Source organism: Chroogloeocystis siderophila 5.2 s.c.1, assembly GCF_001904655.1.
Lineage (GTDB): Bacteria > Cyanobacteriota > Cyanobacteriia > Cyanobacteriales > Chroococcidiopsidaceae > Chroogloeocystis > Chroogloeocystis siderophila.
In genome coordinates, this window is the sequence record NZ_MRCC01000006.1 from 195,230 (window position 1) to 222,067 (window position 26,838).

The 26,838-nt window shown below is 43.6% G+C and carries 28 protein-coding genes and 1 pseudogene; 6 read left to right on the forward strand and 23 right to left on the reverse strand.

The genetic code is table 11. The features are described from left to right. Positions 1–38: 38 nt before the first annotated feature. The 13 genes from NIES1031_RS09020 to NIES1031_RS09080 form a co-directional block, all read right to left on the reverse strand. Positions 39–782 (reverse strand): phycobilisome rod-core linker protein CpcG2, encoded by a 744-nt coding sequence (locus NIES1031_RS09020; protein ID WP_073549087.1) that lies wholly within the window; start codon positions 780–782, stop codon positions 39–41. Positions 783–931: 149 nt separating this feature from the next. Beyond that, complete coding sequence (locus NIES1031_RS09025) at positions 932–1,780, reverse strand: phycobilisome rod-core linker protein CpcG1 (RefSeq protein WP_073549088.1); 849 nt, start codon at positions 1,778–1,780, stop codon at positions 932–934. Positions 1,781–1,823: 43 nt separating this feature from the next. Continuing rightward, entirely contained in the window at positions 1,824–2,450 is a 627-nt protein-coding gene (locus NIES1031_RS09030; RefSeq protein WP_073549089.1) for a C-phycocyanin alpha-cysteine-84 phycocyanobilin lyase subunit CpcF, read from the reverse strand. 22 nt (positions 2,451–2,472) lie between these two features. Continuing rightward, positions 2,473–3,294, reverse strand: coding sequence for a C-phycocyanin alpha-cysteine-84 phycocyanobilin lyase subunit CpcE (locus NIES1031_RS09035; protein WP_073549090.1), 822 nt, complete (start codon positions 3,292–3,294; stop codon positions 2,473–2,475). A 6-nt stretch (positions 3,295–3,300) separates the two neighbouring features. Beyond that, positions 3,301–3,549, reverse strand: a complete 249-nt coding sequence (locus tag NIES1031_RS09040) for a rod-capping linker protein CpcD (protein ID WP_073549091.1) — start codon at positions 3,547–3,549, stop codon at positions 3,301–3,303. Positions 3,550–3,577: 28 nt separating this feature from the next. Further along, positions 3,578–3,904 (reverse strand): rod-capping linker protein CpcD, encoded by a 327-nt coding sequence (locus NIES1031_RS09045; protein ID WP_015190907.1) that lies wholly within the window; start codon positions 3,902–3,904, stop codon positions 3,578–3,580. 98 nt (positions 3,905–4,002) lie between these two features. Further along, entirely contained in the window at positions 4,003–4,881 is an 879-nt protein-coding gene (locus NIES1031_RS09050; protein WP_073549171.1) for a phycobilisome linker polypeptide, read from the reverse strand. A gap of 127 nt (positions 4,882–5,008) precedes the next feature. Then, entirely contained in the window at positions 5,009–5,497 is a 489-nt protein-coding gene (cpcA, locus tag NIES1031_RS09055) for a C-phycocyanin subunit alpha (RefSeq protein WP_073549092.1), read from the reverse strand. Between the two features lie 62 nt (positions 5,498–5,559). Next, positions 5,560–6,078, reverse strand: coding sequence for a C-phycocyanin subunit beta (locus tag NIES1031_RS09060; protein WP_073549093.1), 519 nt, complete (start codon positions 6,076–6,078; stop codon positions 5,560–5,562). Between the two features lie 637 nt (positions 6,079–6,715). After that, positions 6,716–7,654, reverse strand: coding sequence for an RluA family pseudouridine synthase (locus NIES1031_RS09065; protein WP_084544289.1), 939 nt, complete (start codon positions 7,652–7,654; stop codon positions 6,716–6,718). 142 nt (positions 7,655–7,796) lie between these two features. Continuing rightward, the gene (gene cobA / locus NIES1031_RS09070) at positions 7,797–8,564 is read right to left on the reverse strand and encodes a uroporphyrinogen-III C-methyltransferase (protein ID WP_073549095.1); all 768 of its coding nucleotides are present in this window, start codon (positions 8,562–8,564) and stop codon (positions 7,797–7,799) included. 6 nt (positions 8,565–8,570) lie between these two features. Then, positions 8,571–9,338, reverse strand: a complete 768-nt coding sequence (locus NIES1031_RS09075; RefSeq protein ID WP_073549096.1) for a sirohydrochlorin chelatase — start codon at positions 9,336–9,338, stop codon at positions 8,571–8,573. A gap of 232 nt (positions 9,339–9,570) precedes the next feature. Continuing rightward, positions 9,571–10,260: a manganese catalase family protein gene (locus NIES1031_RS09080; RefSeq protein WP_073549097.1), complete on the reverse strand. Its 690-nt coding sequence runs from the start codon at positions 10,258–10,260 to the stop codon at positions 9,571–9,573. A gap of 388 nt (positions 10,261–10,648) precedes the next feature. On the opposite strand from NIES1031_RS09080, the gene NIES1031_RS09085 reads away from it, so the two are divergent. Both NIES1031_RS09085 and map read left to right on the forward strand, forming a co-directional pair. Next, positions 10,649–13,483 carry a M16 family metallopeptidase gene (locus tag NIES1031_RS09085; protein ID WP_073549098.1) on the forward strand — a complete coding sequence of 945 codons (2,835 nt, stop codon included), beginning with the start codon at positions 10,649–10,651 and terminating at the stop codon, positions 13,481–13,483. Positions 13,484–13,637: 154 nt separating this feature from the next. Beyond that, positions 13,638–14,465: a type I methionyl aminopeptidase gene (map, locus tag NIES1031_RS09090; protein WP_073549099.1), complete on the forward strand. Its 828-nt coding sequence runs from the start codon at positions 13,638–13,640 to the stop codon at positions 14,463–14,465. A 215-nt stretch (positions 14,466–14,680) separates the two neighbouring features. Here the strand turns inward: map and NIES1031_RS09095 are convergent. Beyond that, positions 14,681–15,248: pseudogene (locus tag NIES1031_RS09095) on the reverse strand (CatB-related O-acetyltransferase). Between the two features lie 135 nt (positions 15,249–15,383). On the opposite strand from NIES1031_RS09095, the gene NIES1031_RS09100 reads away from it, so the two are divergent. Beyond that, positions 15,384–16,781: an amidase gene (locus tag NIES1031_RS09100; RefSeq protein ID WP_073549100.1), complete on the forward strand. Its 1,398-nt coding sequence runs from the start codon at positions 15,384–15,386 to the stop codon at positions 16,779–16,781. Positions 16,782–16,886: 105 nt separating this feature from the next. On the opposite strand, the gene NIES1031_RS09105 is transcribed toward NIES1031_RS09100, so the two are convergent. Further along, positions 16,887–18,278: a glycoside hydrolase family 1 protein gene (locus NIES1031_RS09105; protein WP_084544290.1), complete on the reverse strand. Its 1,392-nt coding sequence runs from the start codon at positions 18,276–18,278 to the stop codon at positions 16,887–16,889. Between the two features lie 283 nt (positions 18,279–18,561). On the opposite strand from NIES1031_RS09105, the gene NIES1031_RS09110 reads away from it, so the two are divergent. Next, complete coding sequence (locus tag NIES1031_RS09110) at positions 18,562–19,215, forward strand: HAD family hydrolase (protein ID WP_073549102.1); 654 nt, start codon at positions 18,562–18,564, stop codon at positions 19,213–19,215. A gap of 115 nt (positions 19,216–19,330) precedes the next feature. After that, a complete protein-coding gene (locus NIES1031_RS09115) occupies positions 19,331–20,035 on the forward strand; it encodes a Crp/Fnr family transcriptional regulator (RefSeq protein ID WP_073549103.1) in 705 nt (234 codons plus the stop codon). A gap of 32 nt (positions 20,036–20,067) precedes the next feature. On the opposite strand, the gene NIES1031_RS24825 is transcribed toward NIES1031_RS09115, so the two are convergent. Beyond that, the gene (locus NIES1031_RS24825) at positions 20,068–20,349 is read right to left on the reverse strand and encodes a hypothetical protein (RefSeq protein ID WP_015190923.1); all 282 of its coding nucleotides are present in this window, start codon (positions 20,347–20,349) and stop codon (positions 20,068–20,070) included. 392 nt (positions 20,350–20,741) lie between these two features. Here NIES1031_RS24825 and rpaB point away from each other — a divergent pair, with 392 nt between their 5' ends. Continuing rightward, the gene (gene rpaB, locus NIES1031_RS09125; protein ID WP_073549104.1) at positions 20,742–21,470 is read left to right on the forward strand and encodes a response regulator transcription factor RpaB; all 729 of its coding nucleotides are present in this window, start codon (positions 20,742–20,744) and stop codon (positions 21,468–21,470) included. Positions 21,471–21,563: 93 nt separating this feature from the next. On the opposite strand, the gene NIES1031_RS09130 is transcribed toward rpaB, so the two are convergent. The 7 genes from NIES1031_RS09130 to NIES1031_RS09155 all read right to left on the reverse strand — a co-directional run bounded on the left by NIES1031_RS09130 (position 21,564) and on the right by NIES1031_RS09155 (position 26,809). Beyond that, positions 21,564–23,867 (reverse strand): nitric-oxide reductase large subunit, encoded by a 2,304-nt coding sequence (locus NIES1031_RS09130; protein WP_073549105.1) that lies wholly within the window; start codon positions 23,865–23,867, stop codon positions 21,564–21,566. A 288-nt stretch (positions 23,868–24,155) separates the two neighbouring features. After that, a complete protein-coding gene (locus NIES1031_RS09135) occupies positions 24,156–24,482 on the reverse strand; it encodes a hypothetical protein (protein ID WP_073549106.1) in 327 nt (108 codons plus the stop codon). Positions 24,483–24,487: 5 nt separating this feature from the next. After that, positions 24,488–25,096: an NAD(P)/FAD-dependent oxidoreductase gene (locus tag NIES1031_RS25540; RefSeq protein WP_236738767.1), complete on the reverse strand. Its 609-nt coding sequence runs from the start codon at positions 25,094–25,096 to the stop codon at positions 24,488–24,490. A gap of 17 nt (positions 25,097–25,113) precedes the next feature. Next, positions 25,114–25,386 (reverse strand): NAD(P)/FAD-dependent oxidoreductase, encoded by a 273-nt coding sequence (locus NIES1031_RS25545; protein ID WP_236738768.1) that lies wholly within the window; start codon positions 25,384–25,386, stop codon positions 25,114–25,116. A 79-nt stretch (positions 25,387–25,465) separates the two neighbouring features. Continuing rightward, the gene (locus NIES1031_RS09145) at positions 25,466–25,924 is read right to left on the reverse strand and encodes a transposase (protein WP_073549107.1); all 459 of its coding nucleotides are present in this window, start codon (positions 25,922–25,924) and stop codon (positions 25,466–25,468) included. A gap of 117 nt (positions 25,925–26,041) precedes the next feature. Beyond that, positions 26,042–26,404, reverse strand: a complete 363-nt coding sequence (locus NIES1031_RS09150) for a group I truncated hemoglobin (RefSeq protein ID WP_073549108.1) — start codon at positions 26,402–26,404, stop codon at positions 26,042–26,044. Between the two features lie 60 nt (positions 26,405–26,464). After that, entirely contained in the window at positions 26,465–26,809 is a 345-nt protein-coding gene (locus NIES1031_RS09155; protein ID WP_073549109.1) for a cupin domain-containing protein, read from the reverse strand. Positions 26,810–26,838: the final 29 nt, after the last annotated feature.

Genomic DNA, 26,838 nt, shown 5'->3' on the forward strand with positions numbered 1-26,838 from the left:
AGTCGTCAAATTAAGGGGAAATTCAATTGCTCCAGCTGTTACAACCGGACAGGGAAGCTAGCTGAAGGATTGACTGAAACTGGTACCCCTTGTTTATTATCCCGTGTCATGTCCGGAATTTGAATGTTGGCAGTATTGACAGGTGTAAATTGTACTTGTCGAATATTAATTGAACTTGCCATTTTCATGAAGTTATTAATATCGCCCCACTTGTAGCGCTCTTTTTCTTCCTTATCACGCCAGTAATCGCCGTAACGCGGTGTAACCAAATTAAACGGACGATCTTTATAGCGACGCCGCTGATACGGTACTGTTGTATCGCCAAAATTGGTTTGGTATTCTTCGCTATCGAGCAAAGCGTCTACAAAACCGTTCCAGCCGAGGCTAGCTATTTTAATCGACCAAGCAATTTCTTCGTCTCGATTGTACGGGGCGCGGCCTAGAAGTCGTTTCAAGCCAACTTCTACCAATCGGTAGTTAGAATTTGTTTCTACAACCAAGCGACGAAAGCTTTCTGATTTTGCTAACCCGCGAATGAAATCGCGAACAGTAATTGCACGATTTTTCAGTTGCGATTCTAGCTGCGCTTGGCGGTAAAACTTCAGTGTTTCATGTTCGCTGAAGACTTGGCGATACGCTGCCCAAATTAATTCTTGGATTTCGCCATCCGAAGCACAATCTTCTAAACGATAAATCCAAGGAGTATCCTCGTTTGGTACTTCATAACCCGATACCCGCTGATTTTGGGAACTCGGTTGATATTCAAGTAAAGGAATTGGCATAGATTTAATTGGATCTTTAGGTTAAGTGTTAGCTCAATTGGTGACGGGTAACAGGTCATGGGTAATTGTATAGATTTATGTCGCTCTAACCAATTACCAATTGCCAAGTTGCGTTTACACCCATTTACACCCATTTACTTAGCCGCGCATCAATCTACTTTGGGATTAGCCGAGGGAATATAGCGATAAGGCAAAGCAACTTCGGTGGGTTTAACGGCACGCTGTAAGGAATTTTCTCCGCGAGTCATATCAGGAATTTCTAGATTTTTGACTTGCGAGGTGACACTAGCAATGGTTCGCTGATAGTTACGCTCGTTTGGTAATAAGCTTCCTGCCATTGCGAAAAAAGTATTGGGAATTGCTCGACGCGCAGCTTCTTGTTTGGGCATATTTTGTGTCCGTCGTACTTGATAATAAGAACGTCCTGATATGGATTGTAATGTCTGGCGATCGCGCCAGTACGCTCCATAACGCGGATTGACTAAATTAAATGGACGTTCGTTAAAGCGACGCCGCTGATACGGTACAACATCATCGCCAAAATTTTGCCGATACTCTTCACCATCTACGATCGCGTCGATAAACCCGTTCAAGCCTCGTGTTGCAATCACAATTGACCAAGAAATCTGTTCGTCTTTCCCGTAAGTCGCGCGTCCTAAAAATCGCTTGAAGGTGATATCTACTAAACGATAGTTAGAATTTGTTTCGCCTACCAATTCACGGTAAACTTCCGATTTCCCTAACCCGCGCACAAAGTCGCGGACTGTGATCGCTCGATTGCGTAGTTGTGATTCTAGAAACGGTTGACGATACGTTTCTAAAATCAAGTGTTCGCTAAAAATTTGTCGATACGCTGCCCAGATGAGTTCGTTAACATCTGTATCTGATGTCACATCGATCATGCGATACATTCTTGGGTCGTCTTCGTCTGGAACTTCGTAGCCAGCAACGCGTTGATTTTGGGTAGTCGGGGTGATTTCAAGTAGAGGTATTGACATTTTGACAGCCTTATAGTACCGAATGAAAACAGTAAAATTTGTTTTAAAAAGTTGTACTGAATAATTGCGATTGAGCTAATTGCACGCGCGATCGCACTGCGGCATCTTTTTCGGTTTCTAAAATTTGCGCAAACTTGCCCTGAATTTGCGGTGTCAGTTCGGACGTTGTTGCTAGCCCTTGCAAGCCAACAACCGCAGCGTAGCGAATCGACCAGTCTGCATCTTGGACAATGAATGCTAAAGTCTCTAATGCTTTTGCTTGAGCAGCAGTTTGCTGTTGTGTAGATAATTCACTCCAGCGTAAATTCCCAAGCCCTTTAGCAGCCGCACGCCGGACACTTGGAGCAAAATCGGTCGCTGCCGAAGCGAGTAGAATATCCAAAGCACGCGGGTCAGCAATCGCTGCTAAGGCTCGAATTGCATACGCTCTTGCGCCGTAGTTGTAATCGTCAAGTTTTTCAATTAACGGTTGTACCGCTGGACTACCGATTTGAATTAATCCCTGTACTGCTGCGGCAGCGGCGGTAGGATTGTTGTAACCCAGGACGGCAATCAGCGTCGATATCCCTGCTTCGACTTCAGCGGCTGCCAAATCCCTGACTGCTGCGACTAAGCGCGGGGCAGAGTCGGCTTGTTCGACGGCGCGGATGAGGGCTTGTGCTTCGGTCATTATGGGGTTCGGAGGTCAGGGTTTATAAGAGAAAGTCCATCAGGTTCATGACTTGGATCGCGTCTTGAGTTGGTGTTTCGTGCTGTTTGGCTTGATGTTCTAGCAGCCCTTTCAGCGCTAGCAGTTTGAAACTGTTTTCGGCGGCACAACGAGCGATCGCTTCGCGTGCTGGGAAATAACCAATTGCGCCTAAATCGCTGAGTGCGGTACGGCGCAGTTGTAGATCGTCACCTTCTAAAGCTTGCATCAAGCGTTGACCGTAGCGATCTTCCTGCGTCAGTTGATACATTGCTCGCGTCGCCGCGTACTGAACTTTTGCTTGTGGATGTTCTAAGAAAGGTTGAATGAGCGATACTGCTTGCTTTGCTTGTAACGCACCTAAAGCTTCAATTACCGAGTCATAAGGTTGAGTCAAGTGCGGGCGTCCTGGAACTGGCATAGCGACCTCTACACCACCTATTAATAATTCCATCAACGCGGGAATTGCCGTCGGCGCGTCTAGCATTCCTAGTGATTGCGCGGCTGCTTCGCGCACGTAATAATCTTCACACGCTAGACAGCGAATCAATCCAGGCACGGCTTGCGTGTCACCAAGTTTCCCTAAGGCTCTAGCCGCGTTGCGCCGCAGTGGGTATCCTCCTAATTCGGTGCGATCATCTTCGTCTTCTAACGCTACAATTAAAGCTGCTACTGCACTAGGTGTGTTGACACGAAATTTACCCAACCACCAAGCCGCATAGTAGCGCAAGCTCAAATCAGGCGATCGAAGGTTGGCGATCGCCTGTTCTACGGTAAGTCCTTGTGTTTCTGCTACGGAGTCTTCTGACCAATTAGAATCCTGCATTAGCTCTTAAGAATCATTAGCAGCAACGCTTAACGGTTGAATACTGACAATCTTACCTCCTAAGCGAGTAATCCGCTGCATTTCCTCGTTCATGCGGTTGTAGGGAACTGTAACAAATACACTGCCACTACGGCGGATATCGTAATTATTTTTGTCAGTTTCTTGGTTCTGACGCAAGCCAACAACTTCATAACGAAATACGCGACTGGCGTTAGAGGATACGCCTCCGTTTCCAACGGTTGTTTGACCAAACATGACTGCTTTGTCTCTCCTGTAGTAAGGTCTAATCCTTATCTGCGCCTGCCGCTTTGTTCTTGCCTTCAGCTTCTAGGTTTTGCGTCACTGCGGTTGCTTCGCTTTTAGCTTGGCTGTTACCATCAATCGTCAGCGGTTCAATACTCACAATGGTGCCACCCATGCGGTGAATGCGCTGCATTTCTTCATTCATCCGATTGTAGGGAACGCTAATGAAGAAACTGCCGCTACTGCGAATCGGATAACTGAGTTGATCGTTTTCGTATGTCTGACGCATCCCTCTGACTTCGTAGCGAAACATCCGATTTTCGGCATTGCTGAGTCTGCCACTGCCAAGTCCAGTTTGACCAAACATTTTTATTTGTCTTTCCCTGTAGTATTTAGACTTTAAATTTAGGTTACGAGGCACGAAGCACAAGGTTAATTTCCTCGCTCCTCGCTCCTCGCTCCTCTTTATGCGGGGGTGACGCTGACGATCCTGCCACCTTTTTTGGTGATTTCTTGGTACTTCTGCGACAGCCGTTCGTAAGGCACTAAAAATGCAGTACTACTCCGGCGGACTTTGGGATATCCAGGTTGCAGAATTCCCGTGACTTCGATGCGGTACATCCGTCCGCTTTCTTCAGGAGTGCCACCCAGGGCTTTTCGGGGTGCAGCATCCGCAGGAATTGCCGCGTGTTTCCAGGTGGAACTACTACCAGCAGGTTGCACAATGTTGGAAGCTTGGTTGCGTCCGAGTTCGCGCATTAACCGAGGCGATTTGCCGCCTACAGTGCCGCGATCGCTTGTCGCATATCCGCGATAAAGCCGGAACATCCGTGTAAAACCAGTGGTTTGCACGCCTGGCTCGACCATAAAGCCGCGATAATACGGAACGACGTTATTACCAAAGCTGTTTTCGTATTCAATGCTATCGATATGCGAATCAATCTCAGCATCGTAACCTTGCTCCTCACACAGTTGTGTATGATAAGCTAGTTCTTCTTCGCTATATGGTGCGCGACCTAAAAGATGCTTGAAATTGAGTTCAACAAAGCGTTGATTTGAATTGGGATAGAAAAACTTGTTTTTGTATAAATCTGATTTAGCAACGGCGCGGACAAAATCGCGAACTGTGATATTTCCTTGCCGTAGAAGCGATTCCGCAGATGTTAGACGTTCTGCTTGCATCACATAGTCGTTGCCTAATACCTGACGATAAACAGCACGAATAACGGTCTGAATGTCATCTTCAGTCCAATCAGGCCGCAACTCAACTCTTGATGAAGCATCAAATGCCGAAAGCCCTAAACGCCCTGCAGCTGCTAAGTTGTTTACCATTAAAGCGCTCATCAACGGTTCTCCCAATGCAATAAATTTTTGATTCTGCAAAATTGGAAAAACAATGCCCGGAAAAATTAGCAACTGCTAGCTTTTTGCGCCAACACTCGCTTACTCTTCCGGGCATCGCACCTGAATACTAACTCAGGGCGTTGATAGCGTAGTCAATGTATGTGTTGGCTTCGTTAGCTGCTTGACCTTGCAAGCCATGGTTAGACTTGATGTGCTTCAATGCTTCGACATACCAGCTAGGCGATAGGTCGAAAGAGCGGTTGATTTCATCCAAACCAGCAATTAAGTACTCGTCCATTGGACCTGTACCACCAGCAACGAGGCAGTAAGTTACCATGCGCAGGTAGTGACCAATATCACGCGCACACTTGGATTTACCACGCGAATCAGAAGCATACTGAGGTCCTTGCATTTGGGTGGTGTAAGGAAACTTCTGATAAACTGCTTGTGCGGCTCCGTCAATAAGTTGCTGTGACTTTTGAGTCAATGCTCTTGCAGCTTCCATACTAGCTGCTGCACGGTCAAAGCGACCATTAATAGCTTGTAATTCGGTGTTGCTTAAAAAACGACCTTGGGTATCCGCAGCGCCGATTGCTTCTGTAATTGGGGTTTTCATTGTTGCAATATCTCCTTTTTGTTTTCTCGAAGTTTAATTCAGCTATATAAGCTTTGAAAATATTAGGCAACAGCAGAAGCAGCGCGGTCAAAGTAGCTTGCTAGTTCAGACATTAATTGGCTGCAATCACCTTGGGTAATCCCATTAGGGTCGTTGGCGATCTTAATTGCAGCATCTTTCATTTTTTGCACGCCAGCAGCAACAGAACCGCCAGGTACGCCCAATGCTTGGTAAGTTTCGCGCAGACCATTCAAGCAGCGATCATCAAGTACGCTAGCATCACCAGCCATCATGGCATAGGTTACATAACGTAAGATGATTTCCATGTCGCGTAAGCAAGCAGCCATACGACGGTTGGTGTAAGCATTTCCACCTGGTTGGATCAACTGAGGCTGCTCTTCAAACAACGCACGGGCTGCATCGGTAACAATGCTCGAAGCGTTGCTGGTGATGCGGTTCACTGTATCCAAGCGCTTGTTGCCGTCTTTTACCATGTTGGTGAGTGCGTCTAATTGCTCGCTGCTTAAGAACTCACCTCTTGAGTCAGCTTGGGATACTACTTTGGCGAATGCATCTAACATCGACTTTATTCTCCTAAATGAGCGAAAAGTAGAGTGCTGTTTTTAAAATCAGGAATGTTGTTGTATGCGGTTGGAATTGACCGCAACAGACTTTACTCAAAACACTTTTTCAAGCTATTCTCAGTTGCTCTTGGTCGTTAGTTGGGGATCAAACGGTACAAGCGAGAAATCTGAGAAGGTGTGTGACTTTTATGAGAAAGTCGTTCACTTGATGGATGAGTGTTTTTGTTGCTTTTGCCTGTTACTTAACCCCTCCAGGTAATCTTTATACAATGCCCTCGTGTCATTGTTTTTTACAAGTTGTTAAGTTTTTCCCGTACTTGCTAAATAAAAGCTCAAACCCTTTCTGCACGTTCATTGCACTCCCTAAAAAGCATTTCTAACAGTAATAAAACTTCACGTAATTATACTTATTCAAGCTCGATATTTTTTCTTTATTTTTTCTTTATGTTTTCTCTATAGTCTGTGGAGTAAGACTTTCACCCTATTCATAGTCATTGAATCTAAATACAAAATATTAAGAAATACAAATGAGTTGTATCTAAATATTTCTATTAGTTGTTGCAATTCTTTAGCTAATCAGTCGGTGAAGTTTAGCTGCGATCGCGACTCGTTAAACACACAACCAGCACCCCAATCAAGCGATCGCCATCCGACGACGCAAAACTTGCAAAAGCGTAGTGAAACTAGCAGGCAAAGGCGCGATCGCTTCAATAAATTCACCACTCATAGGATGCTGTAACTTAAGTTTCCAGGCGTGTAGTGCTTGTCCTGGAAGATTCACCCCAACCGAATGACCCGAACTGTAAACAGGATCGCCCACAATCGGATGACCCAGCGCAGCACAATGAACGCGAATTTGATGCGTACGTCCTGTTTCTAGCTGAAAGTGCATCAACGTATAATTACCTAATCGCTCCAAAGTCTGCCAGTGCGTAACCGCAGAACGTCCTCCTTTCTCTACAGAGACAACCGCCATTTTCTTGCGATCTACCGGATGACGACCGATGGGAAAGTCAACGGTACCACTCTCTGATTTCGGAACACCATAAACAACACCGAGATATTCTCTACGCGCAGTTTTTGCTTTGAGTTGTGCTTGCAGATGTTGTTGTGCAAAGTCGGTTTTGGCAATCGCGATCGCCCCTGTCGTATCTTTATCTAAACGATGCACAATTCCAGGACGCTGTACGCCGCCAATTCCAGGTAAATTAGGACAGTGCGCAAGTAAAGCATTGACGAGTGTACCACCAGCATGACCAGGTGCAGGATGAACAACTAACCCTGCTGGTTTATTAATAATTAACAGCGAGTCATCTTCGTAAAGAATATCTAAGGGAATATCTTCTGGTTGTAAATCAAGCGGTTGTGCATCGGGAATTTCAACTGTAATGCGATCGCCTAGTTTTACCGTAATTTTTTTGGAGGTACAAACTTGATCGTTAAGTTGTACTTGTCCTTGTTCGATCAGGTTTTGAATGCGCGATCGCGACAAATCGGGTAATGCTTGTGCCAAATAACGGTCAAGGCGATCGCTAGGAGTTTGAACTTGAATATCTACGCTTGAGTGAGAAATATTGACTCTACCGAACTCATCAATTTCTATTGTGACGCGAGTTGATTAATGGTTCAGACGAAGATTAAGTATTGAGTTCATTACAGATGACTTTATATTTTAGATTTAGCAATGCAGTTAACTCATCATGCAAAATTTATTTTTACCCTGGACGACAAGTAGACAAAACCTCATGCAGATTGACGACATTGCCAATCACCGCGATCGCCGGTGCGCTAAATTGTTTCGCTTCCATCTGCGCCACAATTGTTTCTATTGTCCCAATCAACTCTTCTTGTTCGGGGCGCGTACCCCAGCGGACTAAAGCAATGGGTGTATCTAAACTTAATCCGGCGGCGTGTAACTGTTCGATAATATGCGGGAGATTGTGAATTCCCATGTAGACGACGATCGTTTCGGAACCATGCGCGATCGCGTGCCAATTGACGATTGGGCTGTACTTGCCTGCGGCTTCGTGACCTGTTACGAATGTTACTGAAGAACTATAGCTACGATGCGTTAATGGAATTCCAGCATAAGCAGGTGCAGCAATACCTGAAGTAATTCCAGGCACAACCTCAACGGGGATTCCTGCCTGAATCAAGTCTGCCATTTCCTCACCACCGCGACCAAAAACAAACGGATCGCCGCCTTTTAGCCGTACTACGATCGCGTTGTCTTGGGCTTTTTCAATTAAAAGTTGCGTAATCTCATCCTGAATCAACGAATGACGCCCACGACGTTTTCCCGCATGAATCTTTTCCGCTTGCGGGTTAATCATCATTAAAATTGCCGGACTCACTAATGCATCGTAGATGACAACATCTGCACACTCTAACAATCCTTTCCCTTTAAGCGTCATTAATCCTGGATCTCCAGGTCCCGCACCCACTAAATAAACCTTACCCAATTCTTCTTTCTCTGCGTGCATTGTCGTTCATTTTTCAACCAAGTCCCAAATTAAACCTGCTAACTTTGCACTCGCGCCGATTGGTTCAGTTAAATGTAACTTTGCGCCAAAAGACGCTTGTAATTGTGCTACGAGTTGCGTGATCGCATCAGTAATCCCTCCAGCAAACAGAAAGTAGGGTAAAATCCCGATTTGCTGATGACCTGCGGTAACTAATGCTTGTATGCGTGCCTCTAAACTCGGTGCAACTGCCCAATAAGCATCTATGGCATTCAACTGCTTGGCTATGGCTTTCACGGGGTCTTTCGCACCAGGGCGGCGGCTACCGTGCGATAATAAAATCCAACTGGCCATGTCGTTATGAGTCATCGTTGCGGCTAACAGACGTACTAAACCTGGATGCGTACCGAGATGCGGTCGCAAATTAATTGTGATTTCGTTTCCTAAAGTTTGTTGAGCGATCACGACTTGCGCGGGAATATCTTCTTTAACGTGCGTTCCTGGTAGTAAAAAGACTGGGACGATCTGTATTTTTTTGTAACCTTGAGTCAGCGCGCGATCGCTAAATTCCTTAATTTGCTGCGCTAATGATAGCGAACCTAACTCTAAACAGGCTTTATCAACAAGTGGCGGCTTAATGGAACTGACACTGAATGTAGACGCGCGATAGAAACGATCTCTACACTGCTGTTGATTGGCTGACGAGTCCGCAAGCAATCTTACCAACTGCTCCATAGCAAATTCAGGTCGCGGGTCGCGACTTCCATGTGATACTAGCAAATAAGCAGATGGCATCAACCAAGTAATATCAATATTGTTATCTCTTAGCTATTATAATTAAAACCGTATTCTTGATTTATTCTGTATCATTCTTGTCTGTTTCTTACGACCATAACTCAGTCAAAATTTTGGACAACTCTGATTTTAGCAATTAAGAATCTATATTTCATAAAAATATGAAAGGTCAGCGGGTTAAATTCCTACTGACCTTTTCGAATCTATTTCTTACACTCGAAAACTAGGTATCTTATTGCTTATCTGCAACTGGGTCTGCAATATAGCGGAAGGTTGGTTCAGAGTTCCAAGGACCGCGCTCGTCTTGCTTGCCGTTTGTAGATAGATTGTAATAGATATCTACGGTTTCATCCGGCTGAATTGCACCGAAGAATGGATCGGTGAGCTTACCCAGAGACTCCAAAGCCTTCATAAACATCTGAGTGTGAGAAATTTCTCTGGTGAGTAGATGTACTAAAGTTTTCTTAGTACCCTCATCAGGGGCTAATTTGATAAGATCCTCATAGGTTTGACGCGCACCCGCTTCAGCCGCGATATTGGCGCGTAGGTCGCGGACTACATTACCACCTTCATTGAGATAGCTAGCCGTCCAAGCGTTACCCTGGCTGTCCAAGAAATGAGGTCCCATACCGCGTACGGCAAACAATGTACTTTTGTATGCTTCTGTCTGGTCTACATTTTTAGTATGCGCTTCAATCAGCTTACCGACCATTTCTAAATGACCGAATTCCTCAATTGCAATATCCTGAAGCATATCTTTGATGCCAGGATTCTCAACATGAAATGACTGTACCCAGTATTGTAAAGCAGCAGAAAGTTCGCCTGTTGCTCCCCCAAACTGCTCTAGCAGTAGCTGGGCAAAACGGGGGTTTGCTTCATCAATATTGACAACGTGAATTGGTTCTTTTTTGTGAAAAAACACAGTATTCTCCCTCTCTTTGACTGCGGTGTATTAAATTCAGTTGGATAATTTGTAGTAAAATTGCTGCAATTAACCAACTTCAATTTAATTTCAGACGGGTTTGTAATCTTTATTAAAATGTTAGTCTTGATAGCTAACTCAGACTTACCTCGGAAGAAAGATTTTGTAGTCAAATTTTTCTTCCCAAAGTTGGCATTTTCGACTTTTTTTTAGGCTTTTTCCAGCTGATAATAGTGTATGACATAACATATAATTAAGGTTACATATTATACATACGCTTGCCGTAGTCAATCTCCTTTGTTGACTGCGAAGCGAAAAGGAAACAAAAATAGTCCGCGAAGGTCGATCGAAAATATAAAAAAGTCTGAGTTACAAGGAATAAATACTCGTGTTCTTCTCCAAACGCCGCCAGCGGCTAGCCATTTTATTATTTAGCTTTTGCCTAAGTGGAGTTTTACTACTAAATAGTAGTTGGGCTGCAACACAACCAGCACCTGTACAGGCTGAGACGAATGCATCAGTAGTCAATCAACCGCTCTCAGTAACAGAAAATGTCCGCAAGACAGTACTAGAAAATGGGCTAACAGTATTGACAAAAGAAGTTCGTACTGCGCCCGTCGTGAGCGTACAAGTGTGGTATCAAATTGGTTCGCGGGATGAAGCCCCAGGAGTGAATGGCATTGCGCACCAATTAGAACATATGTTATTCAAAGGAACAACTGATCGCCCGATTCAGTTTGGACGCTTATTTAATGCTTTAGGAAGTGACTCGAATGCGTTTACCAGCTACGACCAAACGGCTTACTTTGGGACAGTAGAACGCAACAAGTTGCAAGCATTGCTGACACTAGAAGCAGATCGGATGCAAAATGCGTTAATAGATGCAGAGGAACTCGAAAGCGAAAAACGTGTTGTCATCTCTGAGTTACAAGGATATGAAAATGATCCAGGCTACCGCCTCAGTCGCGCTGTCATGCGGGCGGTGTTTCCTAAAAGTCCTTACGGATTACCCATAGGTGGTACAAGATCCGACGTGCAAAAGTTTACAGTCGAGCAAGTCCGCGAATACTACCGTAATTATTACAGCCCAGAAAATGCAACTTTAGTTGTTGTGGGGGATTTTGATACGGATACAACTTTAGCAACAATTAATGAAACTTTCGGCAAAATCCCGAATCAAGAGTCCACGCCTAGCGTGAGTGGAACACAGAAGTTGCGATCGCTACTCGTTCAAAGTCGTAGACCAGAATCTAACACAAACAACGAGCCAAAAAGAGCTAATACGCCAATTGTCTTGCGCGAACCAGGCGCAGCAGCTTCATTACAGACAGTTTATCCATTACCGAATGTTAATCATCCCGATGTACCAGCACTTGATGTGATGGATTACATTCTCAGCGAAGGTAGAAATTCACGGCTGTATCAAGCATTAATCGAATCAGGGTTAGCAAGCGATGCTGGCGGTTATGTCGCTAGCATGAAATCATCTGGTTGGTATAATCTTGCAGCAACCGCCGCGCCAGGTCAAGCGTTGCCAAAAATCGATAGTGTGATGCAACAGGCGATCGCGCAACTGCAAACAAAAGGCGTTACCCAAGCAGAAGTTAACCGCGCAAAGGCCTTAGTCAAAGCGACAGTCATTTTAAGTAATCGCGATATTACCTCGCAAGCAATGCAACTTGGTTATAACCAAACAACAGCAGGTAATTACCGTTTTACAGACCGCTACTTAGCCGCCATCGAACAAGTTACACCAGCAGATGTCCAACGCGTCGCGAATACTTATCTACAACCAGAAAAACGCAGGGTCGGCTTTTTTGAACCAACAGCGATCGCCGCAGATCAGTCTGTTGGCGCAGCAGGTGCAACGCAAACGCACGAAAGCTTCACCGCAGGACCACCCGTTGACCCCGCAGAAGTAGCCAAATACCTACCACCAATCGAATCAGCAACACCAACCGCGCGTCAGTTACCTGAGCAATTTAAACTAACAAATGGGCTAGAAGTCTTACTTTTACCCGATAAAAGTACGCCGACAGTGACACTCAGTGGCTACATCAAAGCAGGTTCAGAATACGATATTAATGCGAAAGCTGGACTAGCTGCACTCACCGCAGATAATTTGATGAATGGCACTAAGACGAAAGATGCACAAACATTAGCTGCATCGCTAGAAAATCGCGGCGCGAGGTTAGAATTCGCGGCTTTTCGTGAAGGAGTTGACGCGACTGGCTACAGCTTAGCCACAGATTTACCCGTTTTAATTGAGACGTTTGCGGATGTGATGCAAAATGCGAACTTTCCTGCGAATGAATTGGAACTCGCACGAAAACGTGCTTTGACGAATTTAAAGCTAGAGTTAGATTCACCTGCGCAGGTAGCGCGACGCCAATTTCAACAAACAATTTATCCGCCAAACCATCCTTACCATAGCTTCCCCACCGCAGAAAGCTTGCAGCAAATTAACCGCGCAGATGTGATGCGCTTCTATCAGCAGCATTATCGTCCCGACCAAGTTACTTTGGCGTTAGTCGGAGATTTTGAACCGCAACAAGTGCGATCGCTTCTCGAACAACAATTTAAAAACTGGCGATCTTCAGGTAAACCGCCTGCGGTGAATTACCCGCAAGTGTCGTTACCCAATTCTGTAGTCCGGCGTAACCCTGTTCTACCTGGCAAAACCCAAGCAATTACGTTGATGGGTTATCGCGGAATTGAACGACGCGATCCGCGCTACTACAGCGCTTTGGTATTGAATCAAATCTTGGGTGGAGATACGCTATCCAGTCGCCTAGGAACCGAAATTCGCGATCGCCAAGGTTTAACTTATGGCATTTATAGCTATTTCCAAGCAGGTAGAAACGCAGGTCCATTCTTAATTCAAATGCAAACCTCTCCAGAAGATGCAGCGCGGGCAATTGCTAGTACCACTCGATTGTTACAACAAGTTCACAATCAAGGTGTCAGTCAAAACGAACTAGATACCGCGAAGCGATCGCTCACAAGCGGTTATACCGTATCCTTGGCAAATCCTGATAGCATTGCAACTCAAATTTTAATGAATGCAGTGCATGAACTTAGTGCAGCCGAATTACGCGCCTTTCCTCAAAAAATCGATTCAGTGACACTTACCCAAGTCAATCAAACAGCAAAAGAGTTGTTGCAACCAAACAACATTGTCGTCGTTACCGCAGGACCAGGAAGTAGTACGGCTAACCAATGAGAATTGCGATCGCCTGTGGCAAAAAGATAAATTACTTTAGAATAGAAAGTAATACTTTATTAAAATGCCCAGAGCGCAGCTATTGCACAATTGATTTACAGCGATGTTCTGCTGTCGTCATTCTTAATCCCCTCTGTTATCACATCGATATCTCATGAACATTCTTAGCAACTTACTATATCAACCAACTCAAGCCCCGCGTCAGAAAAAGCAACGCAGAGGTATCGAAATTAAATCAGCGCGTGAAATTGAGATCATGCGTCAATCGGCAAAGATTGTAGCTACGGTGCTCAAAGAAATTTCTGAGATGGTACAGCCAGGAATGACGACAGCTGACTTAGATGCTTATGCAGAAAAGCGCATCCGCGAAATGGACGCAACTCCTAGCTTCAAAGGCTATCACGGCTTCCCTGGTTCGATTTGCGCGAGTATCAATAACGAAGTTGTTCACGGTATTCCCAATCCCAAAAAAGTCATTCGTAACGGCGACGTTTTAAAAGTCGATACAGGTGCATACCATCAAGGCTTTCACGGTGACTCGTGCATTACAATTGCAGTTGGTGATGTGACTCCTGAAGCTGCAAAGTTGATTCAAGTAGCCGAAGAAGCATTATACAAAGGTATTGCACAAGTCAAAGCCGGAAACTATCTAATGGATATTGCTGGCGCAATTCAAGACCATGTAGAAGCAAATGGCTTTGTGATTGTCGAAGATTTTACAGGTCATGGTGTCGGTCGTAACCTTCATGAAGAACCCTCAGTGTTTAACTTCCGCACGCGCGAAATGCCAAATGTCAAGTTAAGGACGGGAATGACCCTTGCCATCGAACCGATTTTAAACGCTGGTTCTAAATTGACGCGGACACTAAGCGATCGCTGGACAGCAGTAACAGTAGATAATTCGCTTTCGGCACAGTTCGAGCATACCGTGTTAGTCACCGATAGTGGTTACGAAATTTTGACAGATCGAACAAAAGTTTAGACCAGTTCTAAAAGCATTTCTTTTTTAGAGAGGTAGGATGTCATTTACAACAAATTACCTCTTTTTTTGCATAATTATGAAAGCGATAACTTGTTTCTCGCGATACTTTAGTAAAGGTTATTGAAACAAGTTTCTTACACAGCAGTGCTGCCATAATTGCAGATAAGAACTTTAATAAAGTAGTTTGGTTCTTTTCTATCTTTGGAAATTGTATTTTATAAAGCATTGCATAGCCTATTCACATCGCTACCCATAATCAAATCGATATTGCGGGTGATTTTATCAATATCCCAATTCCACCACCGAATCGCTAAATCGCTGTTTGAGTAATTGTGCAGGATTACCGCCAGCAACAGTGTAAGGAGGAACATCTTTAACGACGACAGATCTTGCAGCAACGATCGCACCGTCACCAATTGTCACTCCTGGCATAATCAGCGATTCGTAGCCAATCCAAACATCGTTACCAATGATAGTATCGCCCTTGCTGGGTAAATTCATCACCTGATCAATCGCAGTTTCCCAACCGTGTCCAAACATCGGAAAAGGATACGTAGATACTCCATCAAGTTTGTGATTCGCGCCATTCATGATGAATTTGACATTCGTTGCAATGGCACAGAACTTGCCAATAATTAAGCGATCGCTACCGTAGTTGTACAATACATTTCTCTCAAACCCTTCAGGATCGACAGGATCGTCGTAGTATGAATAATCACCAACAATGATATTTGCCGCTTTAATAAAATTTTTGATCAAGCAAACACGACGATGATCGACCATCGGATAAGGTTGGTTGGGATCGGGTCCATATTGAGTCAATCGATTTACTCCTAAGTGAGAATCTAATTTTAGGGAAAGAAGATAAAACAGAAGAATTTCTTGCTAGACTCGCCTGCAATGTGCTAGCTAGCGAATATGAATAAAACTGATTTAGCCTTTACCTCCGCGCTTGAACAAGCGCAGTTAATCCGCAGCGGTGAAGTATCGCCCGTCGAATTAGTCGAACTTTACTTAGAACGCATTCAGCAACTCGATGGTCAAATCGGTAGTTATTTTACTGTAATGGCAGAAAGTGCGATCGCCGATGCGAAAGCCAAAGCAGAGTTATTGACTAGAAGCGACAAATTCCCACCATTTTTTGGCGTACCGATCGCAATTAAAGATCTTAATCCTGTTGCGGGTTTTCCCTGTACTTATGGCGTTCCAGTCTTAAAAAACGAAATCGCCACTTACGATGATGGAGTCGTTACCCGCCTTCGCCATGCAGGATTCACAATCTTAGGAAAAACCGCAACATCCGAACTCGGTTCTTTTCCCTATACCGAACCCACAGGATTTCCACCAACGCGCAATCCTTGGAACTTAAATCATACCGCAGGAGGTTCGAGTGGAGGTGCAGCCGCAGCCGTCGCTGCTGGGTTGTGTGCGATCGCGCAAGGTTCGGACGCCGGCGGTTCAATTCGCGGTCCTGCATTTTGTTGTGGTTTAGTTGGAATTAAGCCCTCACGCGGTAGAGTATCATGGGCACCTGTCGGCGATCGCTTGAGTGGTCTTTCTTCTAATGGTCCGATTGCGCGTACAGTTACAGATGCAGCAGCGTTACTTGATGTCATGTCTGGTTATACCACGGGCGATCCGTATTGGCTACCCGATCCCGAACCAAGTTTTCTGGCAGCAACGACGCAACAATTAGGACGTTTACGCATTGCATTTACAACAGCAATACCACCAATCGGGGAAGCTGATGCGGTGTGTCAACAAACGGTACACGATACCGTCAAAAAACTACAAACCATGGGACATATTGTCGAACCAGGTTGCCCTGATTTTAGCGGCTTAATTGAACCTTTTACGCGCATTTGGCAATCCGCAGTAGGTGCTAGCGGGATTCCGCAAGAAGTTTTGCAACCACTCAACCAGTGGCTACTCGCACAAAGCGGAACTGCGGGAGATTATTTAAGGGCTGTATCACAAATGCAAGTGATCGCCCGTCGAATTGTCGCCTTCTTTGATTCTGTAGATGTGCTAGTTACGCCAACGTATATGCACCCGCCAATTACTGTTGGTGAATGGGCTAATTTAAATCCAGAAGCAACATTGCAAAAAATGGTTAACTGGATTGCACCATGTCCGCCATTTAATGCTAGCGGTCAACCCGCGATCGCACTTCCCACGGGTTTTGATAATAATGGCTTACCAATTGGTATACAACTTGTCGGTCGTCCTGCCGCAGAATCGACTTTAATCGCATTAGCCGCGCAACTCGAAGCCGTTGTAGGATTGAGTCAACATCGTCCAGCGATCGCGATGTGATGAAGCCTCCGGTTGCAGTCGAGGCTAACGAAACCAAGCGTGTCTGCGCATACTATTTTGATTCAAAAGTCCACGCAGGTGAACGTTGTTTATGCAGCCGCGAATTCATTCGCCAGGCGATTCATTAATAATCTGCTGATATGCGTAAAAACTTTGTTTCGGCGTTCTTTGCTGCGAATCAAAATCAACGTACACAATGCCAAAGCGCTTGTCGTACCCAAACAGCCACTCAAAGTTATCGCAAAAACTCCATAGAAAATATCCGCGCAAATCTACACCATCGCGTTTTGCTTGTAAAGCACTATCAATATGACGTTTGATGTAGTCAGTACGTAAAGGATCTTTAACAATATTTCCGTTTAGCTGTTCGTCAGCCGCTCCAAAACCTGCACCGTTTTCGGTAATATATATCGTCGGATTGCCATACTCATTTTTGATCCACACAAGCAGCTGATAAAGATGCTCTGGTCGAACAGGACCATTAAACATTTTCACCTCATCTGGGTTCGTTGAGAACCACTCTGCCCCGTAAGGTGCGGAAGCATCAGCTTTGATATAGGCTGGCGCATAGAAATTAACACCAATAAAATCTGGTTTATGCGCAGCGATTAACTGCATATCCTTTGCTGATACTTGAAAAGCAGGATTATATTTCTGGTGCAATTTCACAATATCATCTGGATATTTACCTTTATATATTGCATCCAAAAACCAGCGATTATGCAAACCATCAAACACCGTAGCTGCTTGGACGTCTTTTATATTATTTGCATCCAGCGGAATAGTCGGCGTAAAGCTTAAAGTAATGCCAATGACTCCACCTAAATTTAACTGATAATAATTTTGAGTGGCGATCGCACTGGCTAATAACAAATGATGTACCGCTTCCGCTTGTTTGCCGTAAGTTTCATTACTGATCGCATAAGGATTTGCCTTTTTCGCGATCGCATTGTGTGCTAAAAGTTCAATGAAAAATAGATAAATAAAAGGTTCGTTAAATGTGATAAATTTCTTAACGCGATCGCCGTAATTTGTAAACAGAACGTTAGTATATTCTACATACCAATGAACCGAATCAGAATGACTCCAACCACCTCTTTCTTGTAATTTATATGGCAAATCCCAATGAAAATTAGTGATGACAGGTTCAATGTCATTGGCTAAAAGATCGTCGATTAACTGATTGTAATAAGCCATACCCTGCGAGTTGACTTCACCCGTCCCATTAGGAAGAATACGCGACCAGGTAATTGAGAAGCGATAAGCATTGACACCCAGTTGTTTCATCAATGCCATATCTCGCAAATACTGCGATCGCTCGTAAAAATTAATCGCAACATTACCTGTATGCTGTTTGTCAATAAACGCCTTAGTTACCTGATAGTCATTCGTATAAGCATCCCAATTTGACCTACCTTTACCATCAGCTTGATAACCGCCTTCAACCTGATAAGCAGCACTCGCAACACCCCAAAGAAATTTATCTTGTACAAACATTATTATTTTCCTGCAAATAACTGTGGCCATAACACCATCTAATACAGTCTTCTGTGCGAACTCTGTGTACGGACGGACACTTTGTGCTCAACAGAGGACACCTCTACACCCACCTTCCATGTGTCCTCTTCTGTGGTTCGTATTTTCCCGATTACCTCCGTCCAACGCATCTACCCTGACACTGATAAATCAGCACTAGGGTGAAAAACAACACAAACCAATACGCGCAGGTGCAGCAGTTAATTATGTTAATGTCAGCAATAAGCTTTTACCTTGAGGAATCATGCTGGCAGCAATTTTGTACGACCTTGATGGAACTATCGTCAACACCGATCCTCTCCATTACCAAGTTTGGCGCGAAATGTTGCAGAAATACGGTATTGAGATTGATGAAGAGTTCTACAAAAATCACATGAGTGGGCGACTCAATCCCCAAATCGTGCGCGATTTTATGCCAGAGTGGTCAACCGAAGCTATTTATGAGTTTAGCGATCGCAAAGAAGCCCGTTTCCGCGAAGTTGCGGGTCATCTCAAGCCACTTCCTGGTGTTTATGATGCGATCACCTGGGGAACCGAACGCGGACTTAAACAAGCATTAGTTACAAACGCGCCGCGTGCGAATGCGGAATATATGCTAGAGGTGTTACAACTTTCCACTGCATTTGACCGCGTTGTCATCTCTGCTGAGGTTGGTATCCCTAAGCCTGACCCCGCGCCTTATGAGTATATTCTTAAGGAGTTTGGCATCACGCCAGGCGAAGCTTTAGCGTTTGAAGATTCACCGTCAGGAATGCGATCAGCTGTTGCAGCCGGTATTAAAACTGTCGGTATTGCTACGACTCAAGAACCTGGTGAACTGTATGAACTAGGTGCAGCCTTAGTGATCTCTGATTATACCGACTCAAGATTATGGAAATTGCTAGAACCTCATCACTAAAATTGTCATAAGAGGAATGAGTAATAGTTAGATATTCTTGTTAATTACCAATTACCAACTTTGAAGTTAAATTTATTTTTCCCTAGTTGCTCAAATCGTATTGCATGATAAATATATGCAGGCAACTATTGAGCAAATTTCGCAAGTAAACATATTGGTAGGGTTAGAAACCCCAGACAAGTTGAAGTTACAACCTCATACGCAAGTCCGCCAATATTTGCAAGGAGAAATTGTATTTCATGAAGGCGATCGCTTGCCAGCTAAATTGTATGCTCTCATCGATGGAGCATTACAAGTTACTAAAACCGCAACTACAGGCAAAGAAACGATTTTACGGGCATTACGTGCAGGAGAAATTTTTGCCGCGCCAGCACTTTTGGGTAACGGAATTGCCCCAGCAACTGTAACAGCAGAAACGGATTGTCAAATTCTAACTGTCGAGCGCGATGCATTACTCAGCGCAATTCAGCAAAATCCTGATGTTGCCTTACAGATGCTAATGGTGTTTAATTCGCGCCTGCAACAACTGCATGAAACAGTTCATGGTTTAGTTTCCGAACGCGCGATCGTGCGCTTAGCAAGAGTAATTCATTATTCTGCGATAGAATACGGCACTAAAAGTACTAAAGATGGCGATTTTTTACAGGTTAAGTTACCTTACTATCGCATTGCACGGAGTATTGGTATTACTTATGAAGAATGCGTAAGATTAATTAAAAGTCTTAACTGCCTTGCTTATAGTCGAGGTGGAAAGATCGCGATTTTGGATATGGAAAAGTTAGAAGCGATCGCGCGTGGAGAATTAGAAAGTACCGAGTAAATTCACCGTACTTCTGCACTACTGCTATTAAATTATACATCTGAATGACGATCAAAACTATGGTTTGTAGGATAAACGCTATGCTTTTGCCTATACAAAACCATCAATTCTAGAGCTTCTTTAACGCCTTTTTCTAGTGCTGACAACCTTTGATCGACATTATCTAGCCTTTCATGGCAAGACATCATGCCCAAATAAGACCTAAGGGCGCTAATCACGATTTCTGATTTAGACTGCCCTGTTTCTTTCATCCTGGCAAGAATCGCCTGTTCTAACTCAGGAGGAATCCTAACACCAAGGAAGGGATTTGCCATGTCAGTCTTGTGAGTGTAAGCTTTGACCTTTGATGATAACAGTTTGCCAGTGAGTCACAGAAGTTGTAACGATGAATTATAAGAGCTTGAAGTAGTCACTCACGCTTGTGTAACATTGTGATATCTCAACTGCTAGATCGCTATCTATCTTACTCAACCCTTAACCGGCATGAACATACGCCTCAAGCTAAAAAACATTTCTTTGAAACAGCTTCGCTTCGGCTAAGCCCACCGTTTTATGAAAACATTTGTTATCATTTGTTATCAAGACCGTAATAACTCATCTCAAAACGCTTCAGGTTCGAAACGCGAGGCAATCTTAATGATGGGTCAATTTAGCCATGACAAGAATTGCTAGCGAGTTGCTGAACACAAGCAAGGAGTACTCGATAGTGGCGAGCGATAAGAAGAAAATTTTGGTGGTAGACGATGAAGCAATGATCCGTCGCATTCTCACCACAAGGCTTTCTATGGTGGGGTACAAAGTTGTAGCAGCTGCTGACGGAAAAGAAGCTTTAGAGGTCTTCACAGCCGAAGACCCTGATCTCGTAGTCTTGGATGTGATGTTACCAAAGCTAGATGGATATGGTGTTTGTCAAGAAATTCGTGAGACTTCTGATATTCCGATTATCATGCTAACTGCCTTGGGTGACGTTGCAGATCGCATTACGGGACTGAAGCTAGGTGCGGATGACTATCTTGTCAAGCCTTTTTCTCCTAAGGAATTGGAAGTCAGAATTGAAGCAATTTTACGCCGAGTCGATCGCGCTAACGTATCCGGTTCGGGAGTCGTATGCGCAGGTAGGTTGCAAATTGATTTTAATAAGCGACAAGTCACGCTTAGTGAAGAGCGAATTCGGTTAACTAATTTAGAATTTAACTTACTAAAACTACTGGTTCTGCGTGCTGGAGAAGTCATATCTCGTGCTGAAATATTGCAACAGATTTGGGGCTATGGCCCGCGCCAGCAAGCCGATGTCCGAGTTGTCGATGTTCACATCTCGCGGCTACGAGTCAAGCTGAAAGAAGACCCCAAAAACCCAGAATTTATTCATACAGACCGAGGTACGGGCTATTTTTTTCAGAAGGTAACGGAAATCCCACAAGTTCTAGGAGCATAGAATGCGATTAATGTCAAGATAAAGTAGCGATCGCTTTAGCACAAAAAAATCTCCAAGATCAAACTTGGAGACTAAAAATTATTCAACAATCAATTAACCTTCGGTAGCCTTTAATTCTGCAATACTAGTCTGTACTGGAAAGCGGAAGACCGCAAAAATTGCTCTTACAGTAAACGCAAACATTGCCAGTGTACCCACCGCAAAAATAATATCCCCTGGAATTCGCAGCCAAACCGTCCATCGCATCCACGGGCTAGTAATGACTTCTGCACTCCGCGCAAACCAAGTACCATGATTTACCGATTCAACAAGTTGATAAAATCCATTGGGAATTAAACCAAAAACTAACATCACAACCAAACCACCATTAATTGCCCAAAATGCAAAACGCAGCAACTTTTCATTCCAAGCATCTTCTGGTACAAATTCGCGAAAAGCAAATAGCATGAGTGCCAAAGCAAGACAACCGTAAACACCAAATAAAGCAGCATGAGCATGAATTGGAGTTGTATTTAATCCTTGAGAATAGTAAAGAATAATGGGAGGATTAATTAAGAAACCAAACACACCTGCACCGACTAAATTCCAAAAACAAGTAGCAATAAAAAAGCACAAAGGCCAACGATAAAATCCTTCAGCTTCTTGCGAAAGTTTTAGTGTTTTCAATACCTCAAAACCAATCAACGATAACGGGACAACTTCTAACGCAGAAAAGACTGCTCCCATTGCCGCAATAAACGATGGCGTCCCAGAAAAATATAAGTGATGTAAAGTTCCAATGACGCCGCTACCTAGATACAAAATTGTCGTTAGATAAGTTGCTCTTAAAGCCGAAGAACGCTTCAAAAAACCTAATTCACTACAAAGATAGGCGATAACAACTGTAGCAAATACTTCAAAAAATCCCTCGACCCAAAGGTGAATCACCCACCACCGCCAATACTCAGCAATACTTAAAGGCGTATGATTGGTATACATCAAACCAACCGAATAAAATAAAGGAATTGTAATTGCACTATAAAGGAAAAAGTGACTTAAACCAGTGGGGTTTTTCTCTTTTTGCAAAGCAGGTTTAAATGCACGGTACATTAACCACAACCAAAAGGTCATACCACCAATTAGTAGCACTTGCCAAACTCTTCCCAATTCGATGTATTCATAGCCTTGGTGTCCCCATAAAAAGCTACTTTTTACATCCAAAACTCCTGTTACGGCTTCCCAAGTACCAATCATCGAACCACCGACAATGACAGTAAGTGCAATCAGAAGAATTGTGTTACCCAGTGCTTGATATTTAGGCTCAAAACCACCAAAACGCGGAGCAAAGTATAATCCTGCTGCTAGCCAACACGTTGCAATCCAAAATATAGCTAATTGCAAGTGCCAAGTGCGAGATGCAGCATAAGGAAGAAATTGATTTAACGGAATTCCATAAAAACCTTCTCCTTCTACAGCGTAGTGTGCAGTAAACATTCCCATGAGAATTTGCACCAAAAACAACACCATAGCTACACCAAAATATAGCGAGGTAACTTTTTGGCTGGGAGTAGGAATTCGGACTGCGGGGCGGGCTGGTACTGGCTGTATTTCGTCAGATTCTTCTTGAGCCAAATAAACTAATAAAAATATACCAATTCCTGCAATAAGTACGACAATTGACACGATTGACCAAATCAGAAATTGTCCTGGTGGTTGATTACCAATTAAGTCGTCATGCGGCCAATTTGCTGTGTAAGAAAATGGTGCATTTGGTCGATTTGCTGCAGCAGCCCATGCAGTCCAAGAAAAGAAGGCGGTAACATTATGAATTTGCGTATCGTCCTTAAACCATCCATCAGGAATTGAGTGAATTGCAGAACCGTGTGCTAACAGTTTTTGGTAATCTTGAAAAACCTGTTTCAACCCTTCGGTTTGAGCATTTGTGAGAATTAATTCATGCGTTTGCGGATCGTATCGATTAGTTTTAAAGTGCTCGCTGACTTGTGCTTGTAAGCTAGCACGTTCTGGTACTGGTAAAACTTCTAAATCAGCTTGCGAGAACTCAGGATTTTCGTTGAATAGAACTCCCGCAGTGGCTAAACCCCAACGATGAAGAACATCGGCTGTCCAATCGGGTGCTAAATAGCTTCCGTGTCCCCAGATGCTACCAATATGTTGTCCACCACGCGCTAGATAAATTTCTTGTCCAGCTTGAATTTCTGGTTGGGTGAGTAAGATTTCTTGCTGAGGAGAACGAATTGTTGCTGGTACGGGCGGAGCATTTTTCCAAATAATTGCCCCAGTTCCTAATAAAACAGAGAAGGCAATAATGCAGATTAAAACTAGCCACACAGGTAAGCTGAGTTGACGTGTTTTATGTGGCGTTTTAGAGTGTGAATCTACCAGTGTTGATGCCATAGTAAAATCTCAAAAATGTGTGGATAGATTGAGATTAGGTCAATTTTTTGCAAGACTAATAATGGTGTAGTCTGAAGCTTCAAGTTTTATATGAATTTGCTCTGAGGGGTCAATATTTTTTGAAACGAACCACAGAGGACACTGAGGAGAGATTGTGAGGGCTTTTTTTATAGCAATTTAGAGTTGCTAATAGCAATTTAGAAAGATGAGCGTAAATGAATTGTGGATTGCTTTGACTGATGGTATATCTTTAATTGAACGCACTGACTAAGAATGCTATTTTAGTTACTAACTTAAGGCAGCATATACAACTGTATTTGTAGATTTCGTTTGTGTACTACGTAGCCACTCATCAAATTCTGCTAATAGATTGTCTGGCAAATTTCTTACCATTGCTACAATTGCTCCTACAAGATCATTTTCAGAAAGTTGTGCAGGTAATTTTGCTTTGAGTTCATTCGAGCGAATGCAATTGAGAAAACCACGAATTAACACTGGAATATCTCCTGTAGGAGGAGTGTAAATTAAAGCTTCGTTATCAGCTAGAGAGGTTTGACGAAATTTCTGTAAGTCACCCCAACCTAAATAACGACACTCAATGTTGCTAGCATTCATTGCTGTTAACCCCAATCAGGTTTGACGTTCTTGCGCTGCTTGAGATAGCGATCAATATCCATCGCGGCGATGCAACCATCTCCAGCGGCTACAACTGCTTGCTTAAATGGCGTGTTACGAATGTCTCCGATCGCCCAAACTCCTGGAATACTGGTTTGCATCATTTCACCAACTTTAACGCCGCCATCAGGTTTGAGTTCAATCTGATCGCCAACAAAATCAACAATGGGCTTGGCTCCTTGTAAGTAAACAAAGACGCCCTCGGCAGAAATATGTTGAGTTTTCTTATCACTCATCAAGTACAAATTAGCGCCTGTAACGCCACTGTCGTCACCTTCAATCGCGGATAAGCGGGCTTTTTTCCAAAGTTTAACTTGAGGATGCGATAGTAGTTCTTGCGCGTATTCGTTGCTTCTGGCAGGCTCTTTAGCAGTTACCCAATGAACAGTTGCCGCAAATTTTGTCAACACTTGCGCTTCGGCGATCGCCTCATGGCTCATTCCTACAACAACAACCTCGCGGTTATGATAAAAAGCGGCATCACACGTTGCACAGTAGCTTACACCTCGACCTAAAAACTCAGCTTCACCAGGGATTGAAGGCGTACGTCCCATTGCGCCAGTTGCTAGTACTAGTGTGCTCTTCCAATAAAAGTCCCTTCGGGTGTGTAAACTTTTTTCTGAGGATCTTTAGCATCAATCCCAAAAACTTGAGCGCGTTTGTAGTCAGTGCCAAATTCCATCGCTTGCTGACGCATCACCTCGAGTAATTCACTTCCTGTGACTTCACCGCGTACTCCTGGATAGTTAGCAATTTTATGCGTAATCGCAAGCGCACCTGCTGAGGGATTTTTGTCTAAAATCACTGTTTTTAACTGATAGCGGGAAGGAAGTATAGAGGGCACAAGTACAACCTGCGGGACCGCCGCCTACAATGACTACGTCATAATCAAAGTTATCCATCGTATCGAATACCTCTGATAATTAAGCAAAAACAAGTTTCGGTTCTGGCGCGTGTCCGAGATAAATATGTGCAGCAGACTTGAGAACAATCTCAGAGTAAAGAATCTTTTGAATTTCTAAGCTAGGAGAACGCTTTGCGATCGCTCGATATGCTGTAATCTCACCCTCAAGACTAAAGTCAGAATGCGTCTGGTAGTGATCGTAGTCATGAATCGCTAGAAATGCAAATCCGTAAAAGGGATTAGGGTAGAAATCTGCGCCGTAGGTTTCCATTGATACCCATAGATGTCCTTTTTCAATGTCTGCGTACAGTTCTTCTACCGTGTCATAGCACATATACTCTGAGGCTTGAACTGCAAAAGGAAGCGCTTTAAATTGACTCATGATGAAGTCAATAAGCTCATCTGTAGTCTCTTCAGAAATCTCAGCAGGAGAACTTTCTAGATAGATTTTGGCAAGTTTTTCGGTTTTAGGTGCCATCAAAGTCACCTCCTGAAGTGTCAGACTATTTGAGTTGCATCTGTACTATCTCTAGCCTGACAAAAATTCTTAACTACTTTTATGAGCTAGCTCATAGATGCCTTAGAACCACCGTTGTCACTTGTACAAGACAGCTTCTTTTAAATTTGCGATGTGCTCGAGAATTATATTAATTTCATCTGATGGTACATGATGCACCTCAAGCGCTTCACTTAGGTGTTTAACAATTGCATCAAAGTGTTCTGGTTGTAAATTTAAACCTGCGTGTGCTTTTTCCATCGAGCGTCCTTTGTAAGGAGTAGGGCTACCAAGTGCAAATGAGATGAAAGCAGTTTGGTGACGACGCTGTTTTCCCATATCTGTATGTGCAAAAAAAGAATTAACAGTATTGTCTGCTAAAACACGAGTGTAAAAATCATCGACAACCTGTTTAATAGCCTGTTCTCCGCCGAGTTTCTCGTACAATGTTGCTGATTGCATATTTTTGCCTCAAATCATCAATAATTGGCTGAAAAAATGTAACTTCAAACAAAATTATTCCTAGCTTTGTGCGATCTTTTCAGATAGCGTGAGAAGAAATGCTAAATTCTCTGTTGCTTTTAGTGCATGAGGTGCATGAGCAGGCATAAAAACAAAAATACCTGGCTGCAAAGAGATTTCTTGCCCTTGAAGGGTTAATATTCCTTCACCTTCAATCACATTAATTGTGGCGTTGTAAGTAGAAGTGTGTTCGGTTATTTCTGTGTTAGCTGCAAGACAAAATAGCACATGTTGACAAGCGTTGTCTTTAATTAATACTTTACTGAGAACTCCAGCACTAGGATATTCAATTTGTTCTCGCAGTTGGATTTTTGAAGACACATTAGTATTTATGGTAGAAGTCATGATTTCTACTTGAAAGTGTCGTTGGCATT

What these genes read in the sequence shown, in the direction of transcription:
- NIES1031_RS09110 (WP_073549102.1), top strand. Translation starts at nt 18,562, where the DNA reads ATGCTGGCAGCAATTTTGTACGACCTTGATGGAACTATCGTCAACACC.
- cpcA (WP_073549092.1), bottom strand. Translation starts at nt 5,497, where the DNA reads ATGAAAACCCCAATTACAGAAGCAATCGGCGCTGCGGATACCCAAGGT.
- NIES1031_RS09075 (WP_073549096.1), bottom strand. Translation starts at nt 9,338, where the DNA reads ATGCCATCTGCTTATTTGCTAGTATCACATGGAAGTCGCGACCCGCGA.
- NIES1031_RS09025 (WP_073549088.1), bottom strand. Translation starts at nt 1,780, where the DNA reads ATGTCAATACCTCTACTTGAAATCACCCCGACTACCCAAAATCAACGC.
- NIES1031_RS09155 (WP_073549109.1), bottom strand. Translation starts at nt 26,809, where the DNA reads ATGACTTCTACCATAAATACTAATGTGTCTTCAAAAATCCAACTGCGA.
- NIES1031_RS09115 (WP_073549103.1), top strand. Translation starts at nt 19,331, where the DNA reads ATGCAGGCAACTATTGAGCAAATTTCGCAAGTAAACATATTGGTAGGG.
- NIES1031_RS09130 (WP_073549105.1), bottom strand. Translation starts at nt 23,867, where the DNA reads ATGGCATCAACACTGGTAGATTCACACTCTAAAACGCCACATAAAACA.
- NIES1031_RS09060 (WP_073549093.1), bottom strand. Translation starts at nt 6,078, where the DNA reads ATGTTAGATGCATTCGCCAAAGTAGTATCCCAAGCTGACTCAAGAGGT.
- NIES1031_RS09020 (WP_073549087.1), bottom strand. Translation starts at nt 782, where the DNA reads ATGCCAATTCCTTTACTTGAATATCAACCGAGTTCCCAAAATCAGCGG.
- NIES1031_RS09045 (WP_015190907.1), bottom strand. Translation starts at nt 3,904, where the DNA reads ATGTTTGGTCAAACTGGACTTGGCAGTGGCAGACTCAGCAATGCCGAA.
- NIES1031_RS09135 (WP_073549106.1), bottom strand. Translation starts at nt 24,482, where the DNA reads ATGAATGCTAGCAACATTGAGTGTCGTTATTTAGGTTGGGGTGACTTA.
- NIES1031_RS09030 (WP_073549089.1), bottom strand. Translation starts at nt 2,450, where the DNA reads ATGACCGAAGCACAAGCCCTCATCCGCGCCGTCGAACAAGCCGACTCT.
- NIES1031_RS09145 (WP_073549107.1), bottom strand. Translation starts at nt 25,924, where the DNA reads ATGGCACCTAAAACCGAAAAACTTGCCAAAATCTATCTAGAAAGTTCT.
- NIES1031_RS25540 (WP_236738767.1), bottom strand. Translation starts at nt 25,096, where the DNA reads ATGGGACGTACGCCTTCAATCCCTGGTGAAGCTGAGTTTTTAGGTCGA.
- NIES1031_RS09100 (WP_073549100.1), top strand. Translation starts at nt 15,384, where the DNA reads ATGAATAAAACTGATTTAGCCTTTACCTCCGCGCTTGAACAAGCGCAG.
- NIES1031_RS09105 (WP_084544290.1), bottom strand. Translation starts at nt 18,278, where the DNA reads ATGTTTGTACAAGATAAATTTCTTTGGGGTGTTGCGAGTGCTGCTTAT.
- NIES1031_RS09050 (WP_073549171.1), bottom strand. Translation starts at nt 4,881, where the DNA reads ATGAGCGCTTTAATGGTAAACAACTTAGCAGCTGCAGGGCGTTTAGGG.
- cobA (WP_073549095.1), bottom strand. Translation starts at nt 8,564, where the DNA reads ATGCACGCAGAGAAAGAAGAATTGGGTAAGGTTTATTTAGTGGGTGCG.
- NIES1031_RS09040 (WP_073549091.1), bottom strand. Translation starts at nt 3,549, where the DNA reads ATGTTTGGTCAAACAACCGTTGGAAACGGAGGCGTATCCTCTAACGCC.
- map (WP_073549099.1), top strand. Translation starts at nt 13,638, where the DNA reads ATGAACATTCTTAGCAACTTACTATATCAACCAACTCAAGCCCCGCGT.
- NIES1031_RS09035 (WP_073549090.1), bottom strand. Translation starts at nt 3,294, where the DNA reads ATGCAGGATTCTAATTGGTCAGAAGACTCCGTAGCAGAAACACAAGGA.
- NIES1031_RS09150 (WP_073549108.1), bottom strand. Translation starts at nt 26,404, where the DNA reads ATGCAATCAGCAACATTGTACGAGAAACTCGGCGGAGAACAGGCTATT.
- NIES1031_RS24825 (WP_015190923.1), bottom strand. Translation starts at nt 20,349, where the DNA reads ATGGCAAATCCCTTCCTTGGTGTTAGGATTCCTCCTGAGTTAGAACAG.